The 22,353-nt window shown below is 72.1% G+C and carries 20 protein-coding genes and 3 tRNA genes; 3 read left to right on the forward strand and 20 right to left on the reverse strand.

What is annotated here, in order from left to right; genetic code table 11:
* Positions 1 to 45 precede the first annotated feature (45 nt).
* The 7 genes from RMN57_RS17020 to RMN57_RS17050 form a co-directional block, all read right to left on the reverse strand.
* Positions 46 to 876 (reverse strand): hypothetical protein, encoded by an 831-nt coding sequence (locus RMN57_RS17020; RefSeq protein ID WP_313764212.1) that lies wholly within the window; start codon positions 874 to 876, stop codon positions 46 to 48.
* Between the two features lie 95 nt (positions 877 to 971).
* Positions 972 to 1,757, reverse strand: coding sequence for a hypothetical protein (locus tag RMN57_RS17025; protein WP_313764213.1), 786 nt, complete (start codon positions 1,755 to 1,757; stop codon positions 972 to 974).
* A gap of 244 nt (positions 1,758 to 2,001) precedes the next feature.
* A complete protein-coding gene (gene rplA, locus RMN57_RS17030) occupies positions 2,002 to 2,724 on the reverse strand; it encodes a 50S ribosomal protein L1 (RefSeq protein ID WP_313764214.1) in 723 nt (240 codons plus the stop codon).
* A gap of 103 nt (positions 2,725 to 2,827) precedes the next feature.
* Positions 2,828 to 3,262, reverse strand: a complete 435-nt coding sequence (gene rplK / locus RMN57_RS17035; RefSeq protein WP_313764215.1) for a 50S ribosomal protein L11 — start codon at positions 3,260 to 3,262, stop codon at positions 2,828 to 2,830.
* 168 nt (positions 3,263 to 3,430) lie between these two features.
* A complete protein-coding gene (gene nusG / locus RMN57_RS17040) occupies positions 3,431 to 4,324 on the reverse strand; it encodes a transcription termination/antitermination protein NusG (RefSeq protein ID WP_380234317.1) in 894 nt (297 codons plus the stop codon).
* Positions 4,325 to 4,534: 210 nt separating this feature from the next.
* The gene (secE, locus tag RMN57_RS17045) at positions 4,535 to 4,864 is read right to left on the reverse strand and encodes a preprotein translocase subunit SecE (RefSeq protein WP_313764216.1); all 330 of its coding nucleotides are present in this window, start codon (positions 4,862 to 4,864) and stop codon (positions 4,535 to 4,537) included.
* Between the two features lie 149 nt (positions 4,865 to 5,013).
* Positions 5,014 to 5,086, reverse strand: a tRNA-Trp gene (locus tag RMN57_RS17050).
* A 331-nt stretch (positions 5,087 to 5,417) separates the two neighbouring features.
* Here RMN57_RS17050 and RMN57_RS17055 point away from each other — a divergent pair.
* Complete coding sequence (locus tag RMN57_RS17055) at positions 5,418 to 6,665, forward strand: pyridoxal phosphate-dependent aminotransferase (RefSeq protein WP_313764217.1); 1,248 nt, start codon at positions 5,418 to 5,420, stop codon at positions 6,663 to 6,665.
* Between the two features lie 101 nt (positions 6,666 to 6,766).
* Positions 6,767 to 7,810 (forward strand): adenosine deaminase, encoded by a 1,044-nt coding sequence (locus RMN57_RS17060; protein ID WP_313764218.1) that lies wholly within the window; start codon positions 6,767 to 6,769, stop codon positions 7,808 to 7,810.
* Here RMN57_RS17060 and RMN57_RS17065 read toward each other — a convergent pair.
* The 6 genes from RMN57_RS17065 to RMN57_RS17090 form a co-directional block, all read right to left on the reverse strand.
* On the reverse strand, positions 7,800 to 8,846 hold the full coding sequence (locus tag RMN57_RS17065; RefSeq protein ID WP_313764219.1) for a UDP-N-acetylmuramate dehydrogenase: 1,047 nt from the start codon (positions 8,844 to 8,846) through the stop codon (positions 7,800 to 7,802). The genes RMN57_RS17060 and RMN57_RS17065 overlap by 11 nt on opposite strands.
* Before the next feature lie 49 nt (positions 8,847 to 8,895).
* A complete protein-coding gene (locus tag RMN57_RS17070) occupies positions 8,896 to 9,318 on the reverse strand; it encodes a MaoC family dehydratase (RefSeq protein ID WP_313764220.1) in 423 nt (140 codons plus the stop codon).
* 4 nt (positions 9,319 to 9,322) lie between these two features.
* Positions 9,323 to 9,781: a MaoC family dehydratase N-terminal domain-containing protein gene (locus RMN57_RS17075; RefSeq protein ID WP_313764221.1), complete on the reverse strand. Its 459-nt coding sequence runs from the start codon at positions 9,779 to 9,781 to the stop codon at positions 9,323 to 9,325.
* Positions 9,782 to 9,911: 130 nt separating this feature from the next.
* Positions 9,912 to 10,076, reverse strand: coding sequence for a 50S ribosomal protein L33 (gene rpmG / locus RMN57_RS17080; RefSeq protein WP_006604855.1), 165 nt, complete (start codon positions 10,074 to 10,076; stop codon positions 9,912 to 9,914).
* Between the two features lie 83 nt (positions 10,077 to 10,159).
* Positions 10,160 to 10,232, reverse strand: a tRNA-Met gene (locus RMN57_RS17085).
* A 43-nt stretch (positions 10,233 to 10,275) separates the two neighbouring features.
* Positions 10,276 to 10,348: transfer RNA gene (locus RMN57_RS17090), tRNA-Thr, on the reverse strand.
* A gap of 251 nt (positions 10,349 to 10,599) precedes the next feature.
* Between RMN57_RS17090 and RMN57_RS17095 the strand changes: the two genes are divergently transcribed.
* Positions 10,600 to 11,871 carry a hydrolase gene (locus tag RMN57_RS17095; RefSeq protein WP_313764222.1) on the forward strand — a complete coding sequence of 424 codons (1,272 nt, stop codon included), beginning with the start codon at positions 10,600 to 10,602 and terminating at the stop codon, positions 11,869 to 11,871.
* A gap of 44 nt (positions 11,872 to 11,915) precedes the next feature.
* Here the strand turns inward: RMN57_RS17095 and RMN57_RS17100 are convergent, their stop codons facing one another.
* The 7 genes from RMN57_RS17100 to RMN57_RS17130 all read right to left on the reverse strand — a co-directional run bounded on the left by RMN57_RS17100 (position 11,916) and on the right by RMN57_RS17130 (position 22,272).
* The gene (locus RMN57_RS17100; protein ID WP_313764223.1) at positions 11,916 to 12,590 is read right to left on the reverse strand and encodes a response regulator; all 675 of its coding nucleotides are present in this window, start codon (positions 12,588 to 12,590) and stop codon (positions 11,916 to 11,918) included.
* Positions 12,583 to 15,150 carry a sensor histidine kinase KdpD gene (locus RMN57_RS17105; RefSeq protein WP_313764224.1) on the reverse strand — a complete coding sequence of 856 codons (2,568 nt, stop codon included), beginning with the start codon at positions 15,148 to 15,150 and terminating at the stop codon, positions 12,583 to 12,585. Before RMN57_RS17105 ends, RMN57_RS17100 begins: the two co-directional genes overlap by 8 nt.
* A gap of 116 nt (positions 15,151 to 15,266) precedes the next feature.
* The gene (kdpC, locus tag RMN57_RS17110; RefSeq protein WP_313764225.1) at positions 15,267 to 15,899 is read right to left on the reverse strand and encodes a K(+)-transporting ATPase subunit C; all 633 of its coding nucleotides are present in this window, start codon (positions 15,897 to 15,899) and stop codon (positions 15,267 to 15,269) included.
* Positions 15,900 to 15,915: 16 nt separating this feature from the next.
* The gene (gene kdpB, locus RMN57_RS17115) at positions 15,916 to 18,033 is read right to left on the reverse strand and encodes a potassium-transporting ATPase subunit KdpB (RefSeq protein WP_313764226.1); all 2,118 of its coding nucleotides are present in this window, start codon (positions 18,031 to 18,033) and stop codon (positions 15,916 to 15,918) included.
* Positions 18,033 to 19,694: a potassium-transporting ATPase subunit KdpA gene (gene kdpA / locus RMN57_RS17120; protein ID WP_313764227.1), complete on the reverse strand. Its 1,662-nt coding sequence runs from the start codon at positions 19,692 to 19,694 to the stop codon at positions 18,033 to 18,035. The genes kdpB and kdpA overlap by 1 nt, the downstream gene beginning before the upstream one ends.
* A gap of 1 nt (position 19,695) precedes the next feature.
* A complete protein-coding gene (gene kdpF, locus RMN57_RS17125) occupies positions 19,696 to 19,785 on the reverse strand; it encodes a K(+)-transporting ATPase subunit F (protein ID WP_238863773.1) in 90 nt (29 codons plus the stop codon).
* A 492-nt stretch (positions 19,786 to 20,277) separates the two neighbouring features.
* Positions 20,278 to 22,272, reverse strand: a complete 1,995-nt coding sequence (locus RMN57_RS17130; RefSeq protein WP_313767860.1) for an APC family permease — start codon at positions 22,270 to 22,272, stop codon at positions 20,278 to 20,280.
* Positions 22,273 to 22,353 lie beyond the last annotated feature (81 nt).

Here is a 22,353-nt window from a genome sequence, read left to right on the forward strand (position 1 = left end):
CGGTGGGCCAGGCGCGGAAGCAGGTGAAAGACGAGCCCGGTGGGCTCAGTTGAAGAGCTTGGCGAGGTCGGCCGCCTTGCCCACGTCACTCGCGGCGGGTGCCTCGATCTTGGGAGCGGCGCCCAGGCCGGAGTACTTGACCGTGACGGTCGACTTCTCGCCGCCCTTGTCCCCGTACTCCTTGAGCTGCACGAGCTCCTGCTTGGCGTTGATCCAGAGGTCGACGGTCAGCGTCTTGCCGTCCTCGGCGAGCGTCTTCTGCACGGCGGCGCGCTGGTCGGCGCTGAGCGCACCCAGGCCCTCGACGAGCTTGGCGGCGTCCTCGACCGCGTGGAAGTGCGTGGTCTGGACCCCGTCGACGGTCTCCGGTCCGACCTTGGTCGGCTTGCCGGCCTGGGCCGCAACGGTCAGCTGCAGGACCGGGTTGACCATCTGCGCGGTGGTCAGGAAGACCCCGGCCGTCGGCCCGAGGAGCGGGTCCTTGGGGTCCGTCCTGGCCCAGTGCTTGCCGCCGAGGGCGGCCGTCGCGGGGCCGCCGCCGAGGTAGAGGTCGTCGCCGACGACGCGGGCCTTGGTACCGCCGCTCCCCTGGCCGGACAGGTCGACCGCGAGCTTCTGCCGCCAGTCGGCGGCGCCGGTGCCGGTGTCCTCGGGCGTGACCACGCTGATGCTGCCGTTGCCGGCCTTCTGCATCACCAGGGCCGAGGCGGCCAGCGCCGCCTTGGGGTCGAGGTCGGCCACCTGGCCCGCGATCGCGTCGGCCGCGGACTTCGGATCCGTCCCGGCGTCCGACTTGCCGCTGCTGCCGCAGGCCGCCAGGGCGGCGACCAGGACGGCGGACGTGACGACGACGGCACCGAGCCGCAGAGCGCGCATGAGCAGATCCCCCCGTTGCGACCCGGTCCCGGGTCGTTCCCAGCAGACTCTAACCAATCGCCGAGCCCGCTCCCCACCGGATATCCCCGGCCCGGTCACCCCGCCGCGGCCGGGCCCTCCGGGGCTGTCCCGGTCTCCGAGACGTCCGTCGTGGTGACCACGGTTCCCGCGCTGCCCTGGGCGGTGGCCCGGAGCCTGAGCAGGTGGTCGCCGGGCGCGACCCAGAAGTCGTAGCCGATCGTGGCGACCCCGCGCTCGCGGTAGTACACCAGCACCGCGGCGAGCCGCGCCTCGCCGATCCCCTCGTCGGCGGCGAAGAACTCGGCGACCGAGGCCGAGCCCCGGTAGTGCGCCACGGTGGTGCCGGCCAGCTGCTCGCCGCCGAGCGAGGTGAGCTTGCCGGCCAGCGCCATGGCGTGGGCGCGGCCGCCCGGGTTGGTGACCAGTCCGGTCAGCCAGCCGCCCGCGTACCCGCCGCCGTTGGCGCGCGGGTCGAGCGACTCGGCGTCGGCCCGCTCCGCGCGCCGGGCCGGGGCCCCGTCGTAGCCGAGGTCGAGGGTGCCGTCCTGGACCCGCAGCCGACCACTGCCCCGCTCGTCGGTGAGGGTCAGCTCGGCGTCGTCCCGGGCTCCCCAGGACACCGTGCCGGAGGCGGAGCGGCGCCCCTCCGGGCCCTCCTCCACCGCCTCGATCCGCGCGCCGCCCACGTCGTCCAGGGCCTGCGCGGCCGAGAGCAGCACCTGCTTGGGCGGCCGGACGGTGGCGGCCCCGTCGTCCGGGGTCCGGTCCCCCGAGACGGCCATCAGACTGCAGGCGGTCAGCGCGCCGGCGAGCAGCAGCAGGGCGGCCCCCTGGGCGGCGGGGCGAAGGGCGGGTGGCACTGCACACTCCGGCGGTCGGCTCGCGGGCAAAGGTCCGGTCATATCGTCGGACCGGCCGAGCGTACGACGCGGCGCGCGCCGCTCGGCCCCCGCTCCGGTCTCGATCCGGACACAACCCGCCTCCGCCACCGGCGGCCCGCCCCCGGACACGACGGCGGGCCCGCACCCCCGGTGAAAGGGATACGGGCCCGCCGTACGGTCTACTGCTGCGCCCAGGACGCGGCTACCGGTCGGAGCACGAGGCTCAGAGGGCGGCCGGGTCCTCCTCGACCAGGAGGTTGCGGGTGCGGTTCGGGTCCACCGGGATGCCGGGGCCGATGGTGGTGGAGACCGCGGTCTTCTTGATGTAGCGGCCCTTGGCGGCGGACGGCTTGGCGCGGAGCACCTCGTCCAGCGCGGCGGCGTAGTTCTCGACCAGCTGCTCGTCGGTGAAGGAGACCTTACCGATGATGAAGTGCAGGTTCGAGTGCTTGTCGACGCGGAACTCGATCTTGCCGCCCTTGATGTCGTTGACAGCCTTGGCGACATCGGGGGTGACGGTGCCGGTCTTCGGGTTCGGCATCAGACCACGGGGACCGAGCACGCGGCCGAGGCGGCCGACCTTGCCCATGAGGTCCGGGGTGGCGACGACGGCGTCGAAGTCCAGCTTGCCCTTGGCGACCTCGTCGATGAGCTCGTCGGCACCGACGATGTCGGCGCCCGCAGCACGCGCGGCCTCGGCACGCTCGCCGGTCGCGAAGACCAGGACCCGAGCGGTCTTACCGGTGCCGTGCGGGAGGATCACGGTGCTGCGGACCATCTGGTCGGCCTTGCGCGGGTCGACACCCAGACGCATGGCGACCTCGACGGTGCCGTCGAACTTGGTGGTGCTGGTCGCCTTGGCGAGGCGGATGGCCTCGAGGGGGGCGTAAAGGCGCTGGCGGTCGACCTGGGCGTCCGCGGCCTTCAGAGCCTTGCTGCGCTTCACTGCTGCTCCTGAATGGTGATGGGAGTTGTGGTGCCTCGGGCCTGCGCAGGCCCTACCACGGGGGACGAGACTGAGACATCAGTCCCTGGCGGGACGGGGCTGCTCAGCCCTCGACGGTGATGCCCATCGACCGGGCGGTGCCGGCGATGATCTTCGCCGCCGCGTCCAGGTCGTTGGCGTTCAGGTCGGGCATCTTGGTGGTGGCGATCTCGCGGACCTGGGCGCTGGTGAGCTTCGCGACCTTGGTCTTGTGCGGCTCGCTGGAGCCCTTGTCGATGCCCGCGGCCTTCAGGATGAGGCGCGCGGCCGGCGGCGTCTTCGTGATGAAGGTGAAGGTGCGGTCCTCGTAGACCGTGATCTCCACCGGCACGATCATGCCGCGCTGCGACTCGGTCGCAGCGTTGTAGGCCTTGCAGAACTCCATGATGTTGACGCCGTGCTGACCCAGCGCGGGGCCGACCGGCGGCGCCGGGTTGGCCGCGCCGGCGTTGATCTGGAGCTTGATAAGCCCCGTGACCTTCTTCTTCTTGGGAGGCATGTCTCTCCGGGTCCTTCCGAGAGGTGATTGCTGGTGCGTGCCGAACCGGGGCGACACCCGGTCGCCAGCACACACATCGGACCAGGCTAACGCGGATGCGCCGCTGGACCAAAACGGCTTTCGGGGCGGGAGCCGCAGCCCCCGCCCCGAAGCCGAAGTACGTGACGGCTAGTTCTTCTGGATCTGGTCGAAGGAGAGCTCGACCGGGGTCTCCCGGCCGAAGATCTCGACCAGGCCCTTGACCTTCTTGGAGTCGGGGTTGATCTCGTTGATGGTCGCCTGCAGGGTGGCGAACGGGCCGTCGGTGACGGTGACCGAGTCGCCGACCTCGAAGTCGAGCACCTGGACCTCGACCGGGCGCACCGGCGAGGCCTTGCCGGCCTCCTTGGCCGCCTGGCGCTCGACGTCCGGGGCGAGCATCTTGACGACCTCGTCCAGGGTCAGCGGGTACGGGTCGTAGGCGTTGCCGACGAAGCCGGTGACACCGGGGGTGTTGCGCACGACGCCCCAGGACTCCGGGGTGAGGTCCATGCGCACCAGGACGTAGCCGGGGAGCTTGTTCTGGCGGATGGTCTTGCGGTCGCCGTTCTTGATCTGGACGACCTCCTCCTGGGGCACCTCGGCCTGGAAGATGTACTCCTCCACGTTGAGGGAGACCGCGCGCTGCTCCAGGTTCTGCTTCACCCGGTTCTCGTAGCCGGCGTAGGTGTGGATCACGTACCACTCGCCGGGCATGAAGCGCAGGTCCTCGCGGAACTTGGCGACCGGGTCGACCTCGACGGCCGGCTCGACGGCCTCGGCCTCGTCCTCGGCAGCGGGCTCCTCGTCGGACTCGTCGGACTCCTCGGACTCCTCGGACTCCACGTGCAGCGCGGCCTCCTCGGCGGGCTCGCCGGCCTCGGCCTCGTCGTACGCCTCGGCCTCGTCCTCGTCGCTGTCCGCGGCGTCGACGATCTGCTCGGCGGACTCGGTGTCGTCAGCCAGCTCGGCCGCGTCCAGCTCGGCGGCGACATCCGCCTCGCGGACGGTCTCGTCGGCGTCGTACAGGGGGGACTCAGACACGGTGGCTGCTTCTTTCCTGGAGATGGTGAAGGTGGCGCGCTCCGGGACCGCTCCGGCGCCGCTCGCTCACGCGGGCGCCGACGGATGCCTCGGAGACTTCAACAGTACCGAGTCAACGGTAGCGGCCCCGTACGTCCGGCGCCGACAGCTCGACCCGGACCGAAGAATCGGCCCGGGTCGGGAGGCTGTGGTGGAGGCGGTGCGGCTCGGTCAGCCGAAGATCCAGAGGCTGAGCTTCGAGAACCCGTAGTCGAGGCCGGCCACGAAGGCCATCACGACGACGACGAACACGACCACGACGGTGGTGTAGTTGACCAGCTCGTTCCGGCTGGGCCAGACGACCTTGCGCAGCTCGGCGATGATCTGGCGGTAGAAGAGGGCAAGGCGGGCGAACACGCCCTTCTTGGCACGCTTGCCGGACTTCTTCTCGCCCCGCTTGCGGTCGCGGCGCGACTCGGCAGGCGTGGTCTCGGCAGCGCCGTCGGCACCCTCGGGGTTGCCGCTCTCAGGCGTTGCGGTGGAGCCCGTGGTCTCCGTCACTCGTCCTCACCTGAATCCGGGTCCTGCCGATCATCACCTGCGTACCCGATCGGGCACGAGCGGCCGGCTTAAGCGGTGCTGTTCGGTGCCCTCTCCGCATCAAGCCCGCTCGCTCTGTGGAGCGAACGGGCTGAATGCGGATCAAGCAGCAGGGCAAGAGGGACTCGAACCCCCAACCGCCGGTTTTGGAGACCGGTGCTCTACCAATTGAGCTATTGCCCTACGGTGCCTCGCGGCTCCAGTAGCGGCCACCAACGTACCGCATCTTCCGCCGCTGTATGCACAGGTGGTGGAAGCTGTGGCTTCTCGGTGGCCGTCGAGGAGTGAGTGTACGTGGTCGAGGGGTGTTTGGTCGAACCTCTTCCGTTTCCCGGCCGGTCCCGGGCGGTTTCCCCCCGTTCCTCCCCCGGCGCCGCGGGCCGCGCTACGGGCCGGACCGCGCAGCGGATTGCGGCGGGATTGCGGCGGGATTCGCGCGCCGCGATACGGACGGGCACGTACATATGGTGAAACCACCACACCCGGTCCGTCCCGGTTCTGGGACCATGCAGGCATGAGCGCTTCCACCCCGCAGCCCGACAGTTCCGTCCGCCCCGCCGACCGGCGCGTCTCCGCCCGGATCGGCGCGATCGCCGAGTCCGCGACCCTCGCCGTGGACGCCAAGGCCAAGGCCCTCAAGGCGGCCGGCCGGCCGGTGATCGGCTTCGGCGCCGGCGAGCCGGACTTCCCGACCCCGGACTACATCGTCGAGGCCGCCGTCGAGGCCTGCCGCGACCCCAAGAACCACCGGTACACCCCCGCCGGCGGCCTGCCCGAGCTGAAGGCCGCCATCGCCGCCAAGACGCTGCGCGACTCGGGCTACGAGGTGGACCCCGCCCAGATCCTGGTGACCAACGGCGGCAAGCAGGCGATCTACGAGGCCTTCGCCGCGATCCTCGACCCGGGCGACGAGGTCATCGTCCCGGCGCCGTACTGGACCACCTACCCGGAGTCGATCCAGCTGGCCGGCGGCGTGCCGGTGGAGGTCGTGTCGGACGAGACCACCGGGTACAAGGTCTCGGTCGAGCAGCTGGAGGCCGCCCGCACCGAGAACACCAAGGTCGTCCTCTTCGTCTCGCCGTCCAACCCGACCGGCGCGGTGTACACCCGGGCCGAGGCCGAGGAGATCGGCCGCTGGGCGCTGGAGCACGGCCTCTGGGTGCTGACCGACGAGATCTACGAGCACCTGGTCTACGGCGACGCGACCTTCACCTCGCTGCCGGCCCTGCTGCCCGAGCTGGCCGACAAGTGCATCGTGGTGAACGGCGTCGCCAAGACCTACGCGATGACCGGCTGGCGGGTGGGCTGGGTGATCGGCCCCAAGGACGTCGTCAAGGCCGCGACCAACCTGCAGTCGCACGCCACCTCGAACGTCTCCAACGTCGCGCAGCGCGCCGCGATCGCCGCCGTCACCGGCGACCTCTCCGCCGTGCACGAGATGCGCACCGCGTTCGACCGCCGCCGCCGGACCATCGTGAAGATGCTCAACGAGATCGAGGGCGTCGTCTGCCCCGAGCCCGAGGGCGCCTTCTACGTCTACCCGTCGGTCAAGGCCCTGCTCGGCAAGGAGATCCGCGGCAAGCGCCCGCAGACCTCCGGCGAGCTGGCCGCGCTGATCCTGGACGAGGCCGAGGTCGCGGTCGTCCCGGGCGAGGCCTTCGGCACCCCGGGCTACCTGCGCCTGTCGTACGCGCTGGGCGACGCCGACCTGGTCGAGGGCGTCAGCCGGATCCAGAAGCTGCTCGGCGAGGCCACCGCCTGACCTCGCGGCGACACCACCCGGCAGCCGCCCCCTTTTCACCCCTTCGGGGGATGGGAAGGGGGCGGTTCCCGTATCGGGGCCGGATACGGCAGGATCGGCGAATGGAACGCCTGTTGAACCCGCGAGACGTCAGGGACCTCCCGAAGGCCCACCTGCACCTGCACTTCACCGGCTCGATGCGCCCGGCCACCCTGCTCGAACTGGCCGACAAGCACGGCGTCCGGCTGCCCGAGGCGCTCAGCTCCGCCGAGCCGCCCAGGCTGCGGGCGACCGACGAGCGCGGCTGGTTCCGGTTCCAGCGCCTCTACGACACGGCCCGCTCGGTGCTGCGGGACGAGGCCGACATCCGCCGGCTGGTGCTGGAGACCGCCCAGGACGAGCGGCGGGACGGCTCGCGCTGGCTGGAGATCCAGGTCGACCCGACCTCGTACGCCCCCCGGCTCGGCGGTCTGATCCCCGCCCTGGAGCTGATCCTGGACGCGGTGGAGCACGCCTCCACGGCCACCGGCGTCGGCATCCGGGTGCTGGTCGCGGCCAACCGGATGAAGTCCCCGATGGACGCCCGGACGCTGGCCCGGTTGGCCGTCCGGTACGCCGACCACGGTGTGGTGGGCTTCGGCCTCTCCAACGACGAGCGCCGCGGCCTGGCCCGGGACTTCGACCGGGCCTTCGAGATCGCCCGCAAGGGCGGCCTGCTGGCCGCCCCGCACGGGGGCGAGCTGGCCGGCCCGGAGTCCGTCCGGGACTGCCTGGACGACCTCGGCGCTGGCCGGATCGGCCACGGCGTCCGGGCCGCGGACGACCCGCGGCTGATGCAGCGGCTGGCCGACCGTCAGGTGACCTGCGAGGTCTGCCCGTCCTCCAACGTCTCGCTGGGCGTCTACGAGCGCGCCGAGGACGTGCCGCTGCGGCGGCTGTTCGACGCGGGCGTGCCGCTGGCGCTGGGCGCCGACGACCCGCTGCTCTTCGGCAGCCGGCTGGCCGACCAGTACGAGCTGGCCCGGGACGTGCTCGGCTTCGGCGAGGCCGAACTGGCCGAGCTGGCCCGCCAGTCGGTCCGCGGCTCGTGCGCGCCGGAGAGCGTGCGCAAGGAGCTGCTGGCGGACATCGACGCCTGGCTGGTGGACGGCGCCGCTACAGCGTGACGCCGACCATCACCGGCTCGTTCACCAGCTCCACGCCGAAGGCCGCCCGCACTCCGTCCCGGATCTCCCGGGCGAGCGCGAGCAGGTCCTCGGCGGTGGCCGCGCCGCGGTTGGTGAGGGCCAGGGTGTGCTTGGTCGAGAGGGTGGCCGGGCCGCGGCCGTAGCCCTTGCCGAAGCCCGCCCGGTCGATCAGCCAGGCGGCCGAGGTCTTGGTGCAGCCGTCCGGCGCCGGATAGGCGGGGGCGGTGAGCTCGCGCTCGACGGTCAGGGCCAGGAAGGCCGTGTACTGCTCGGCGCTCAGCACCGGGTTGGTGAAGAAGGAGCCGGCGGACCAGGTGTCGTGGTCGGCCGGGTCCAGCACCATGCCCTTGCCCGAGCGCAGCCGCAGGACGGCGCCGTGGGCGTCGGCCAGCGGGACCGGCTCGCCCTGCTCGACCCCCAGGTGGCGGGCGGTCTCGGCGTACCGGACGGGGGTGGAGAGCCCGGCGTTGTCCTCCAGCTCGAAGCGCACCCGCAGGACGACGTAGCGGTCCGGGTCGGCCTTGAAGCGGCTGTGCCGGTAGGAGAAGGCGCACTCGGCGTTGGAGAGGGTGACCACCCGGCCGGCCCGGCGGTCGTACGCGACCACCTCGGTGATCGACTGGGCCACGTCCTGGCCGTAGGCGCCGACGTTCTGCACCGGGGTGGCACCGGCCGAGCCCGGGATGCCGGCCAGGAACTCGATGCCGGCCAGGCCGCGCTCCACCGTACGGGCGACCGCGTCGGCCCAGACCTCGCCGGCGGCCAGCTCCAGGGCGGTGCCGTCCAGCGCGAAGCCCTCGGTGGCGATCCGCAGCACGGTGCCGGGGAAGCCGGCGTCGCCGATCACCAGGTTGGAGCCGCCGCCGAGGACGAGCAGCGGCTCGCCGGCCGCGTCGGCCTCACGGACGGCGGCGACCACCTCGTCGTCGGTGGTCGCGGTCACCAGGCGGCGGGCCGGGCCGCCGAGCCGGAGGGTGGTCAGCGGGGCGAGGGGGGCGTCGAGTTCTACCAGCACGCCCCCAGCGTACGGGGAGGGGCCGGGCGGCCCCTCCCCCACCGGGCGCTCAGGCCAGGCGGACGACGGCGCGGGACATGCCCAGCACCTTCTGGCCGCCGTAGGTCGCGACCAGGTCGACCTGGACCTTGCGGTCCTCCAGCAGCTTGGCCACCTTGCCGGTGACCTCGATCACGGAGCCGACACCGTCGTTGGGCACCGGCACCGGGCGGGTGAACCGCACGCCGTACTCGACGACCGCGCCCGGGTCGCCGACCCAGTCGGTGACCACCCGGACGGCCTCGGCCATGGTGAACATGCCGTGGGCGATGACGTCCGGCAGGCCGACCTCCTTGGCGAACTTCTCGTTCCAGTGGATCGGGTTGAAGTCGCCGGAGGCGCCCGCGTACTGCACCAGCGTGGCGCGGGTCACCGGGAAGGACTGCGCGGGCAGCTCGGTGCCGACCACGGTCTCGTCGTAACGGATCGCCATGGCGTTACTCCCCTGCCTCGTCGGCGGCCCGGGCCACCAGGGTCATGACCGACGTCACCACGTGCTCGCCGCTCGCGTCGGTCACCTCGCCGCGCACGGTCAGCACGTCGTTGCCGGCGAGGGACTTGATGTTGTCGATCGTCACCTCGACCGAGAGCCGGTCGCCGGCCCGCACCGGGCGGGTGTAGCTGAACTTCTGGTCACCGTGCACCACGCGGGTGTAGTCCAGGCCGAGCTGCGGGTCCTCGACCACCTGACCGGCCGCCCGGTACGTGATCACGAACGGGAAGGTCGGCGGGGCGATGACGTCGGAGTGCCCGAGCGCCTTGGCGGCCTCCGGGTCGGTGTACGCCGGGTTGGCGTCGCCCACGGCGACCGCGAACTCGCGGATCTTCTCCCGGCCGACCTCGTACGGCTCGGTGGGCGGATAGGTCCGCCCGATGAAGGAGGGGTCGAGCGCCATGGGCAACTCCTCGGAAGTGCGTGCGGGTGACGCGTGTGCGGGTGACAAAAAGACTCCGGGCCACACCCTGGAGGGGTGCGGCCCGGAGTCGGAGACCTGAATCACACAGGCCCGGTGACACGCGACAGGGTCAGCGGGTCTCGCGGTGCGCGGTGTGCGAGTTGCAGCGGGGGCAGTGCTTCTTCATCTCAAGACGGTCCGGGTCGTTGCGCCGGTTCTTCTTGGTGATGTAGTTCCGCTCCTTGCACTCCACGCAGGCCAGCGTGATCTTCGGGCGGACGTCGGTGGCAGCCACGGGAGTGCCTTCCTTGGACAATGAATAAGAACACAACAAGAGTAGCCGACCGGGAGTGCGATCTCCCGACCGACTACGCGGGGTAGCGGTGACCGGACTTGAACCGGTGACACAGCGATTATGAGCCGCTTGCTCTACCAACTGAGCTACACCGCCACAGTGAGCCGGACGCCAGCCGAAGCTGACTCCTTTTCACCAGAGCCCCCATGCGGAATCGAACCGCAGACCTTCTCCTTACCATGGAGACGCTCTACCGACTGAGCTATAGGGGCGAACGAGGAAGACATTACACGTTCCGCGCCCAGAGGTGAAATCCGTATCCCGCCGCGAAGTCCGCAGGTCGACGCGGTGAACGGGCGAGCGATCGAAGGCCGGGCGTTCGACCGGCCTCCGGCGGTGCGGCCCGACCCGATACGACTATTGCCCGCCTCCCCGCCCCCCGCGCCCACGCGCCATAGGCTCGACCCTCATTGATCGGGACGGGCCGGGCCCCGCACGGGCCAGCGCGAGGAGGAGCCGGGCGATGGACAGCGCAGCCGCCGACGGGCCGCACTCCGGGCCCGGCCCGTCGGCCAACCCCCTCGGGCACGGCCCGGTCCTGCTGCTCACCGATGCCCGACTGGCCGACGGCCGGGTGGTGGACGTACGGATCAGCGGCGACCGGATCCAGGCCGTCGGCACCGCCGGCAGCCTCGGCCCGCTGCCCGCCCTGCCCGGCACCCCCACCGCCACCACCGGCGCCCGGATCGACCTCAAGGGCTACCTCCTGCTGCCGGCCCCCGCCGAGGCGCACGCCCACTACGACACCGCGTTCGCCGCCGCCCTGCCCGCCCCGCCCCCGGACAGCTCGGCCGACCTCACCCGGCGGGTCACCGAGGCCGCGCTGACCTCGCTCGGCTACGGCGCCACCGCGCAGCGCACCCACGTCCGGATCGGCGACGTGCACGGGCTGGGCCGGCTGGAGGCGGTGCTCACCGCCCGGCAGGCGCTGCGCGGGCTGGCCGAGCTGCAGGCGGTCGCGATGCCCCGGCTGCTGACCGGCCGGGCCGGGGCGGACGGCCGGGCGCAGCTGCGCGACGCGCTGAAGCTGGGGGCGACGGCGGCCGGCGGCTGCCCCGAGCTGGACCCGGACCCGGCGGGGTACGTCCAGGTCCTGCTGGAGGCCGCCCGGGAGGCGGACTGCCCGGTGGACCTGCACACCACCGGCACCGACCCGGCGCAGCTGGCCCGGCTGGCCGGTGCGCTCGCGCCGCTGCGGCCCCGGGTGGTGCTCGGCCCGTGCGGGGCGCTGGCCCCGGGCGCCTCGACGGCGCTGGCCACCAGCGGTGTGCGGGTGGTCTGCCTGCCGCAGAACGGCTGCTGCACCGGGCTGGAGGGCCGGGCTTCGGGGATGCGGCCGGGGCTGCTGCGGGAGCTGGTGACGGCCCGGGTGCCGCTGGCCGCGGGCAGCGGCTCGCTGCGCGACCCGGCCAACCCGGTCGGCCGGGCGGATCCGCTGGAGGCCGCGTACCTGCTGGCGTCGGGCGGGGTGCTGGACCCGGAGGCGGCGTACGACGCGGTGGCCAACCAGGCGCGGGCGGCGCTGGGGCTGCCGCCGGTGCGGGTGGACGCCGGGTTCCCGGCGGAGCTGCTGGCGGTGCGCGGGGACAGCCTGGCGGGCGCGCTGGCCGGCGGGCACAGCCGCCTGGTGGTGCACAGCGGACGGGTGGTCAGCCGCACCAGCGCGGTGCGGGAGTTCGCGGACACGGTGGCGCTGGCGCTGCCCCGGCAGTCGGGGAGCCCGGGCGGGGGCTGAGCCGCCCGGGCGGCTCCTGACGCCCCGTTGACGCGGTGCGCCGCTCAGGGCTCGTAGCGGTAGCCGATGCCGGGTTCGGTGATCAGGTGGCGCGGGCGGGCCGGGTCGCGCTCCAGCTTGCGCCGCAGCCCGGCCAGGTAGACCCGCAGGTAGTTGCCGCGCCCCTCCTGCGCGGGGCCCCACACCTCGCGCAGGATCTGCCGCCCGGGCACCAGCCGGCCCGGATGGGCGAGCAGCAGCGCGAGGATCCGCCACTCGGTGGGGGTGAGCCGGACCTGTCCGTGCGGGCCGGTGACGGTGGTGGCGGCGAGGTCCACGGTGTGGTCGCCGATCACCGGCGCGGCCGGGGCGGGCGCACCCGGGAGCCGGCGCAGCACGGCGCGCAGCCGGGCCAGCAGTTCCTCCATCAGGAACGGCTTGGTGAGGTAGTCGTCGGCACCGGCGTCGAGCGCGTTCACCTTGTCGGTGGCGTCGGAGCGGCCGGAGAGCACGATGATCGGCACGGCGCTGCGGCGGCGCAGGCCGCGGATCACCTCCATGCCGTCCAGGTCGGGCAGCCCGAGGTCGAGCAGGACGGCGTCGGGCGCGGTGTGCGCGGCCCGGTCCAGGGCCTCGCCACCACTGGCGGCCGTCCGGACGGCGTAGGCGCGGGCGCTGAGGTTGATCCGCAGGGTGCGCAGCAGCGCCGGTTCGTCGTCGACGATCAGGATCTCACTCATGTGCGGGACCCCCTGGGTGTGCGGCGGGCAGGGTGAGCAGCATCGTGGTGCCGCCGCCGGGCGTGTCCTCGACCTCCAGGCTGCCGCCCATGGCCTCGGCGAGGCCGCGGGAGAGGGCGAGGCCGAGGCCGACGCCGGTGGTGTTGTCGGTGTCGCCCAGGCGTTGGAAGGGGAGGAAGACGCGGTCGCGGTCCTCGGGGGCGATGCCGGGGCCGCGGTCGACGACCCGGACCTCGACCCGGTCCAGGTGGTGGCTGGCGGTGACCAGGACGGGTGCGCCGGGGGCGTTGTGGCGCAGCGCGTTGGTGATGACGTTGGCCAGGACGCGCTCCAGCAGCGGCGGGTCGGCGAGGACCGCCGGGGCGGTGTCGAGGTCGAGCGGCCGGACCGGCGCGTACGGGTCGGGGAGGGTGTCCAGCGCGCGCGGCAGGATCTCGTCGAGGTGGGTCTCGGCCAGGTGCAGGGTGAGCGCGCCGGCCTGGAGGCGGCTCATGTCGAGCAGGTTGTCCACCAGCCGGGTGAGTCTGACCAGCGACTCGTCGGCGGTGGCCAGCAGTTCGGCCTGGTCCTCGGGCGAGAACTCGACGTCGGGGCTGCGCAGCGAGCCGACCGAGGCGAGGGCCGCGGCGAGCGGGGTGCGCAGGTCGTGGCTGACGGCGGCCAGCAGGGCGGTGCGCATCCGGTCGGCGGCCTTGATCGGCTCGACCTCGGCGGCGACCACGGCGAGCCGGTCGCGTTCCAGGGCGGCGGCGACGTGGGCGGCGAAGGCGGTCAGCACGCGCTGGTCCGCGGCGGGCAGCCGGCGGCCGGTGAGGACGAGCACGGCGTCGGGGCCGACCGGGACCTCGGTGGCCTCCGCGGCCCGGCCGGGCTCGGGCCGGCCCTCGCTCTCGCTGGCGGCCAGCACCTCGCCGCCGGTGCGCTCCAGCAGGGCGACGGCGTCCATCCCGAAGGTGGTGCGGGACTTCTCCAGCAGGACCGGCAGGGCGGAGCCCGCGGCGGAGCCGCCGATGTGCGGGGTGCGCAGCACGCTGCCGGCCAGGGTGGAGAGGGTCTCGGCCTCGGCGGTGGCCCGGGCGGCCCGGGTGGTGAGCCGGCTCGCGTGGTCGACCACGGTCGAGACGGTCAGCGCGACGGCGGCGAAGACGATCAGGGCGACGAGGTTGTTGGTCTCGCCGATGGTCAGGGTGTGGACGGGCGGGATGAAGAAGTAGTTGAGCAGCACCGAGGCGACCAGCGAGGCCAGCAGCGCCGAGGTGGCGCCGCCGAGCAGGGCGACCGCGACGACGCCGAGCTGGAAGATCAGCGCGTCGGTGGTCAGGTTGACCGTCTCGTGGAACCGGGAGAGCAGGAGGGTGAGCAGCGAGGGCACCGCCAGGCCCGCCGCGAACCCCGCGACGGTGCGGCGCCTGGAGTGGCGGCGGCCGAGCGAGGGCAGCCGGCCGCGGCCGGTGAACTCGTGGGTGACCATGTGGACGTCGATGTCCTCGGAGGCGTCCACGGTGGTCTCGCCGATGCCGGGGCCGGTGAGGAACCGGTTGAGCCGGCCGCGGCGGCTGGTGCCGAGCACCAGCTGGGTCGCGTCGTGGGCGCGGGCGAAGGCGAGCAGTGCGGTGGGGATGTCGTCGCCGACCACCACGTGGTAGCTGCCGCCGAGGGTCTCCACCAGTTGCCGCTGCTGGGCGAGCGCGCCGGAGGAGGCGCCGGCCAGGCCGTCGCTGCGGGTGACGTGGACGGCGAGCAGGTCGCCGCCGGCGGTGCGGTCGGAGATCCGGGCGGCGCGCCGGATCAGCGTCTCGCCCTCGGGGCCGCCGGTGAGGGCGACCACGACGCGTTCGCGGGTCTCCCAGACGCGGTCGATGTTGTGGGTGGCCCGGTAGTCGCGCAGCCCCTCGTCGACCCGCCCGGCCACCCAGAGCAGGGCGAGCTCGCGCAGGGCCGTCAGGTTGCCGACCCGGAAGTAGTTGGAGAGCGCGGCGTCCACCTTCTCCGCCCGGTAGATGTTGCCGTGGGCCATCCGGCGGCGCAGCGCCTCGGGGGCCATGTCGACGAGTTCGATCTGGTCGGCCCGGCGGACCACCTCGTCCGGGACGGTCTCGCGCTGCGGAATGCCGGTGATCTTCCGGACGACGTCGTTCAGCGACTCCAGGTGCTGGACGTTGACGGTGGTGATGACGTCGATGCCGGCGGCCAGCAGCTCCTCGACGTCCTGCCAGCGCTTGGCGTGGCGGCCGCCGGGGATGTTGGTGTGGGCGAGCTCGTCCACCAGGACCACCGAGGGCCTGCGGGCGAGCAGGGCGTCGACGTCCATCTCCTCGAAGTCCGCTGCGCGGTAGGAGCGCCGGACGCGCGGCAGGACCTCCAGGCCGGTGAGCATGCCCTCGGTGTGGCGGCGGCCGTGGCACTCGATGTAGCCGACCACGACGTCCGCGCCGCGCTCCTGTCTGCGGCGGGCCTCGTCCAGCATCCGGTAGGTCTTGCCGACACCGGGGGCGGAGCCGAGGTACACCCTCAGCCGGCCGCGGCGGGTACCGCTGCCGGGGGCGAGGTCGCGGGCCATGGGCGCTGCTCTTTCGTCTTCGGGGCGAGGGGCGGGACGTGCGGCGGCCGACCCGGGCGCGGGGTGGTGCCCCTCGCCCGGGTCGGCCCGGTCTCACGGATCCGCTCGGGGATCCGTCACTTCTCTTCCGCCAGCGCGGTGTTGAGCAGGACGACGTTGACGCCCTGCTGTCCGAGGAAGCCGAGCGAGCGGCTCTCGGTGTACTTCTCGACCAGCTTGGTCACGGTGTCGGCCGGGAGGTTGCGTTCCTTGGCGACCCGGGCGACCTGCTCCTCGGCGTAGGCCGCCGAGATGTGCGGGTCGAGGGAGGAGCCGGAGGCGGTGACCGCGTCCACCGGCACGCTCGCCGGGTCGACGCCGTCGAAGGCGGCGACCGCCTGGCGGCGCTCCTCGATCGCCTTGGTGAGGTCCTCGCTGTCGGGGCCCTGGTTGGAGGCGCCGGAGACCTTGCCGTCGTACTGGTTGGCCGAGGGGCGGGGCTGGAACCACTTCGGGTCCGGCCGGGCCTGCTCGTTCTCGTCGTCGGGGTTCTGCTTGGGCAGGTTGTAGTTCTGGCCCAGCAGGCTGGAGCCGATCTCCTTGCCGTCGGCCGTCTTCACGATCGAGCCGTTGGCCTTCTGGCCGAAGGCGGCCTGGGAGATGCCGGTGACCAGCAGCGGGTAGGCGATCCCGAGGATCACCGTCATCACCAGCAGCATCCGCAGGGCGCTGAAGTGCGTGCGCAGGAGGGTGGGCAGGGGCTTGGACATTCCGGGTACTCCTCTCTCAGCTCAGGCCGGGGATGAACTGGACGACCAGGTCGATCAGCTTGATGCCGACGAACGGCACCACCAGACCGCCGAAGCCGTAGATGCCGATGTTGCGGCGCAGCAGCGAGCCGGCGTCGGACGGGCGGTACTTCACCCCGCGCAGGGCGAGCGGGATCAGGCCGACGATGACCAGGGCGTTGAAGACGATCGCCGAGGTGATCGCGGACTGCGGGCTGTGCAGCTGCATGATGTTGAGCTTGTCCAGGCCCGGGTAGACCGCCGCGAACATCGCCGGGATGATCGCGAAGTACTTCGCGACGTCGTTGGCGATGGAGAAGGTGGTCAGCGCACCGCGGGTGATCAGCAGCTGCTTGCCGATCTCGACGATCTCGATCAGCTTGGTCGGGTTGGAGTCGAGGTCGACCATGTTGCCGGCCTCCTTGGCCGCCATGGTCCCGGTGTTCATCGCGACGCCGACGTCGGCCTGGGCGAGGGCTGGGGCGTCGTTGGTGCCGTCGCCGGTCATCGCGACCAGCTTGCCGCCCTCCTGCTCCTTCTTGATCAGGGCCATCTTGTCCTCGGGGGTGGCCTCGGCGAGGAAGTCGTCCACGCCCGCCTCCTCCGCGATCGCCCTGGCGGTCAGCGGGTTGTCGCCGGTGATCATGACGGTCTTGATGCCCATCCGGCGCAGCTCGTCGAAGCGCTCCCGCATGCCCTCCTTGACCACGTCCTTGAGGTGGATGACCCCCAGGACGCGGGCGGGATCGGCACCGGTCTTCGTCGCCACCACGAGCGGCGTGCCACCGGCGGCGGAGATCCCGTCGACCAACGAGGACACCTCCGGGCCGACCGAACCGCCTTGGGCGCTCACCCAGTTGGTCACGGCGTTGGCCGCGCCCTTGCGGACCTGGTGGAGGCCGGCGGCCTCGTCGAGGTCGACACCGGACATCCGGGTCTGGGCGGTGAACGGCACCCAGGTGGCGTGCGTCAGCTCGCCCTGGGCCCGGGCCCGCAGGCCGTACCCGGTCTTGGCGAGCACGACGATCGAGCGGCCCTCGGGCGTCTCGTCCGCGAGGGACGAGAGCTGGGCGGCGTCGGCGAGCTCCTCGGTGGAGGTGCCGGGCGCGGGCAGGAACTCGGCGGCCTGGCGGTTGCCGAGGGTGATGGTGCCGGTCTTGTCGAGCAGCAGGGTGTTGACGTCGCCCGCGGCCTCGACTGCGCGGCCGGACATCGCCAGCACGTTGCGCTGCACCAGCCGGTCCATGCCCGCGATGCCGATCGCGGAGAGCAGCGCACCGATCGTGGTCGGGATGAGCGCCACGATCAGGGCGACCAGCACGATCATCGACTGCGGCGCACCCGCGTAGGTGGCCATCGGCTGCAGGGTGACCACCGCGACCAGGAAGACGATGGTCAGCGAGGCCAGCAGGATGTTGAGCGCGATCTCGTTCGGCGTCTTCTGCCGGGCGGCGCCCTCGACCAGGGCGATCATCCGGTCGATGAAGGTCTTGCCGGGCTCGGAGGAGATCCTCACCACGATCCGGTCGGAGAGCACCTTGGTGCCGCCGGTCACGGCCGAGCGGTCGCCGCCCGACTCGCGGATCACCGGCGCGGACTCGCCCGTGATCGCCGACTCGTCCACCGAGGCCACGCCCTCGACGACGTCGCCGTCACCGGGGATGACCTGGCCGGCCTCGACCACGACGTGGTCGCCCAGCCGCAGCGCGGTACCGGAGACCTCCTCCTCGGCCCGGCTCGCCGGCCAGTCGGTCAGGCGGCGGGCCAGGGTGTCGGTCTTGGTCTTGCGCAGCGTGTCGGCCTGCGCCTTGCCGCGGCCCTCGGCCACGGCCTCCGCCAGGTTGGCGAAGATCGTGGTCAGCCAGAGCCAGACGGTGATCGACCAGGCGAACACGCCGGGGTCGGCGATCGCGGCCACGGTGGTGACCACCGAGCCGACCTCGACCACGAACATCACCGGGTTCTTGACCATCACCCGGGGGTCGAGCTTCTTCACCGCGTCCGGCAGGGACGAGACGATCAGCTTCGGGTCCAGCAGTCCGCTGGCCACTCTGTGCGGCGCCGCGGCGGGCGCCTCCGGCTGGGCGGCCGGCTTGTCGGTAAGGGTGGACGACATCAGGAGAGACCTTCCGCGATCGGCCCGAGAGCCAGGGCCGGGAAGTAGGTGAGGCCGACGACGATCAGGACGACGCCCGACAGCAGGCCCACGAACAGCGGCTTGTGGGTGGGCAGGGTGCCCGGGGTGGCCGGGACGGGCTGCTGCTGCGCGAGCGCACCCGCCAGGGCGAGGACGAAGACCATCGGCAGGAACCGGCCGAACACCATCGCCAGACCCAGCGCCGTGTCGTACCAGTCGGTGTTCACCGTGATGCCGGCGAAGGCCGAGCCGTTGTTGTTCGCGGCCGAGGTGAACGCGTACAGCACCTCGGAGAAGCCGTGGGCGCCCGAGTTGAGCATCCCGGCCCGCTCACCCGGCAGTGCCATCGCGACGCCGGTGCCGACCAGCACGATCGCCGGCGTGGTCAGGATGTACAGGGAGGCGAACTTCATCTCCCGGCCGCCGAGCTTCTTGCCCAGGTACTCCGGGGTGCGGCCGACCATCAGGCCGGCCACGAAGACCGCCACGATCGCCAGCACCAGCATCCCGTACAGGCCGGAACCCACCCCGCCGGGCGCGATCTCGCCCAGCATCATGTTGAACATCGTGATCCCGCCGCCGAACGGCGTGAACGAGTCGTGGAAGGAGTTGACCGCACCGGTCGAGGTCAGCGTCGTCGAGGCGGCGAACAGGCTGGAGGCCGCGATGCCGAACCGCTGCTCCTTGCCCTCCATCGCCCCGCCGGCCGCGTTCATCGCCGCACCCGAGTGCTGCGACTCGAAGAAGGTGATCAGCGCCACCGAGGCGACCCAGAACAGGCCCATCACCGCGACGATCGCGTACCCCTGGCGGTTGTCGCCGACCATCCGGCCGAACGCCCGCGGCAGCGCGAACGGGATCAGCAGGATGAGGAAGATCTCCAGGACGTTGGTGAAGCCGGTCGGGTTCTCGAACGGGTGCGCCGAGTTGGCGTTGAAGAAGCCGCCGCCGTTGGTGCCCAGCTCCTTGATGACCTCCTGCGAGGCCACCGGCCCGCCCGGGATCGACTGCGGGTCGCCGGCCAGGGTGGCCACCTCGTGGAAGCCGTGGAAGTTCTGCAGCACGCCGTTGGCCACCAGGACCAGCGCGAACACGATCGACAGCGGCAGCAGCAGGCGCAGGCAGATCCGGGTGAGGTCCACCCAGAAGTTGCCCAGGCGGTCGGTGCGGTTGCGGGTGAACCCGCGGATCAGCGCCGCGACGACGGCGATGCCGACGGCGGCGGAGACGAAGTTCTGCACCGCCAGGCCCGCCATCTGCACCAGGTGCCCCATCGCGGACTCACCGCTGTAGGACTGCCAGTTGGTGTTGGTGACGAACGAGATCGCGGTGTTCCACGCCTGGTGCCCCGCCATCTGCTCGACCCCGAGGTTCAGCAGCAGGTGCTGCTGGAGCCGGATCAGGCCGTAGAGGAAGAGGACCGAGACGGCCGAGAAGGCCAGCACCGAGCGCAGGTAGACCGGCCAGCGCTGGTCGGCGTCGGCGTCGACGCCGACCACCTTGTACAGGCCGCGCTCGGCTCTGAGGTGCTTGGAGGTGGTCAGGGTGCGGGCGATGTAGTCGCCCAGGGGGCGGTAGCACAGGACCAGTGCGCCGACGAGCGCCAGGGCCTGCAGCCAGCCCGCGAGAGTGGAGCTCATGTCAGAACTTCTCCGGGTAGATCAGCGCCACGACGAGGTACCCGACGAGGGCGACGGCGACGATGAGACCTGCGACGTTCTCGGCGCTCACAGCTTCTCCACCCCCCGCGCGATCAGGGCGATGACGGCGAACACGACGACCGTGACACCGACGTAGATGAGATCGGACATGGGCTCCACCACGGTGGTTCGGAGGTGGCCGCAGCCCCGGCCCGGCGGGCTCGGCGCGGCACCGGCGGCGGGCCGGCGATGCCAGCCAACCGCGTTCACGGGCCGTTACCGCCGCTCTTGACGGCCTCCATACGCCGCCCGTTCGATTGTTGACGGGGTCCATACGGAGGTCACCGGGGTGCCGTTCGGGGACGGCGCCGGAGCGGCTCGCGGACCGCTCGGGGACGGCTCGGGCACGGCTCCGGAACAGCTCCGGAACAGCTCGCGGACCGCTCGGGGACGGCTCCGGAACAGCTCGCGGACCGCTCGGGGACGGCTCGGGCACGGCGAGAGCCCCGGGCGGGTGCCCGGGGCTCTCGGTGCCGGCTGTCCGTGGCCGCCCTCGGTGGTCCGGCCTCGGGCGGTCGCCGCCTCAGGCGTTCTCGGGCGCCGGGAGCTTCTCGTACTCCGACCGCGCCTTCGGCTCACCGCGCCGCACCGCGCCGGGCGCCCGGCCGGAGGGGCGGTGCGCCCGGCCGGAGGAGGTGAGCTGCCACGGCACGCTGATCACCATCACCCCCGCGGTGAACAGCAGCCGGCTCTTGAGCCAGAGCGCCGACTGGTTGTGCAGCAGGTGCTCCCACCAGTGCCCGACCACGTACTCGGGGATGAAGACCGCCACCGCCTCCCGCGGGCTGCTCCGGCGGTACTCCCGCACGTACTGCAGCACCGGCTTGGTGATCTCCCGGTAGGGCGACTCCAGCACCCGGAGCGGCACCTGGACGTCCAGCTCCTCCCACTGCCGCTCCAGCTCGGCGGTGGCGTCCTTCTCCACCGCGACCGTCAGCGCCTCCAGCGAGTCCGGCCGGAACGCCTCCGCGTAGCCGAGCGCCCGCAGCGTGGGCTTGTGCAGCTTGGAGACCAGCACGATCCCGTGCACCCGGGACGGCCGCACCGACTCCGCGTCCGGGTCGTCCACCGCCAGCTCCGCGGCCACGCCGTCGTAGTGCCGGCGGATGCCGCGCATCATCACCCAGAGCACGGCCGCGGCGACCACGGCCAGCCAGGCGCCCTGGGTGAACTTGGTCAGCAGCACGATCACCAGCACCAGCGCGGTGGTCACCGCGCCGAAGGCGTTGATCACCCGGGAGCGCTGCGCCGAGCCGCGCACGGCCGGGTCGGTCTCGGTGGTCAGGACGCGGTTCCAGTGCTTCACCATCCCGATCTGGGAGAGCGTGAAGGAGGTGAAGACGCCCAGGATGTAGAGGTGGATCAGGCTAGTGACGTCCGCGTCGTACAGCCAGAGCAGCCCGCCGGCCACCACCGCGAGCGCGATGATGCCGTTGGAGAAGGCGAGGCGGTCGCCGCGGGTGTGCATCTGCCGGGGCAGGTAGCGGTGCTCGGCCAGGATCGAGGCCAGCAGCGGGAACCCGTTGAACGCGGTGTTGGCCGCCAGGATCAGCACCAGCGCGGTGACGGCCTGGATGAAGTAGAAGAGGACGCTCTGGTCCCCGCCGAAGATCGCGGCCGCCAGCTGGGCGATCACGGTCTGCTGCGGCGCGGTGTGGCAGTCCCCGGCGAAGCCGGTCAGTTGGCAGGCGTCGTCGGTGATGTGCACCTTCGCCATCAGGGCCAGCGCGGTGATGCCGACGAACATGACCACGGCCGTGGTGCCCATCACGGCCATCGTCGCGGCGGCGTTCTTCGACTTGGGCGCGCGGAACGCCGGCACTCCGTTGGAGATCGCCTCCACCCCGGTCAGGGCCGTGCAGCCGGAGGCGAACGCCCGCAGGCCGAGCATCAGCAGGCCCAGACCGGCCAGGGTGTCCTTGCCGTCCACCGGCAGGACCCCGTACGCGGCGCTGGCCGCCACCGGGGTCTCCCCGAAGACCGCCTTGATCAGCCCGGTGACCACCATCAGCAGGATGCCGCCGATGAAGAGGTACGTCGGCGCCGCGAACGCCTTGCCCGACTCCCGGACCCCGCGCAGGTTCATCGCCGCGAGCAGGACGACGAAGCCGAGCGCCAGCTCGACCCGGTGGTCGGCCAGCGAGGGCAGCGCCGAGATGATGTTGTCGACGCCGGACGCCACCGACACCGCGACCGTCATCACGTAGTCGACCAGCAGCGACGCCGCCACCACCAGGCCGGAGTTGGCGCCGAGGTTACGGGACACCACCTCGTACGAGCCGCCGCCGCTCGGGTAGGCGTGCACGACCTGGCGGTAGGACATCACCACGACCGCCATCAGCGCGACCACGCCGGCCGCGACCCACGGGGTCAGGTACAGGAACGCGGTGCCACCGACGGTGAGCACCAGCAGGATCTCCTGGGTCGCGTAGGCGACCGAGGAGAGCGGGTCGGAAGCGAAGATCGGCAGCGCCAGCCGCTTGGGGAGCAGCGTCTCGCCCAGCTCTTCGCTGCGCATGGCTCTGCCGATCACTAGGCGCTTGAGCGCCTGGGGCACGTTGAACACATGGGCGAGCGTAAGGGCGCCGAACCGGCGCGC

The organism is Kitasatospora sp. CM 4170, assembly GCF_032110285.1.
Taxonomy (GTDB): domain Bacteria; phylum Actinomycetota; class Actinomycetes; order Streptomycetales; family Streptomycetaceae; genus Kitasatospora; species Kitasatospora aburaviensis.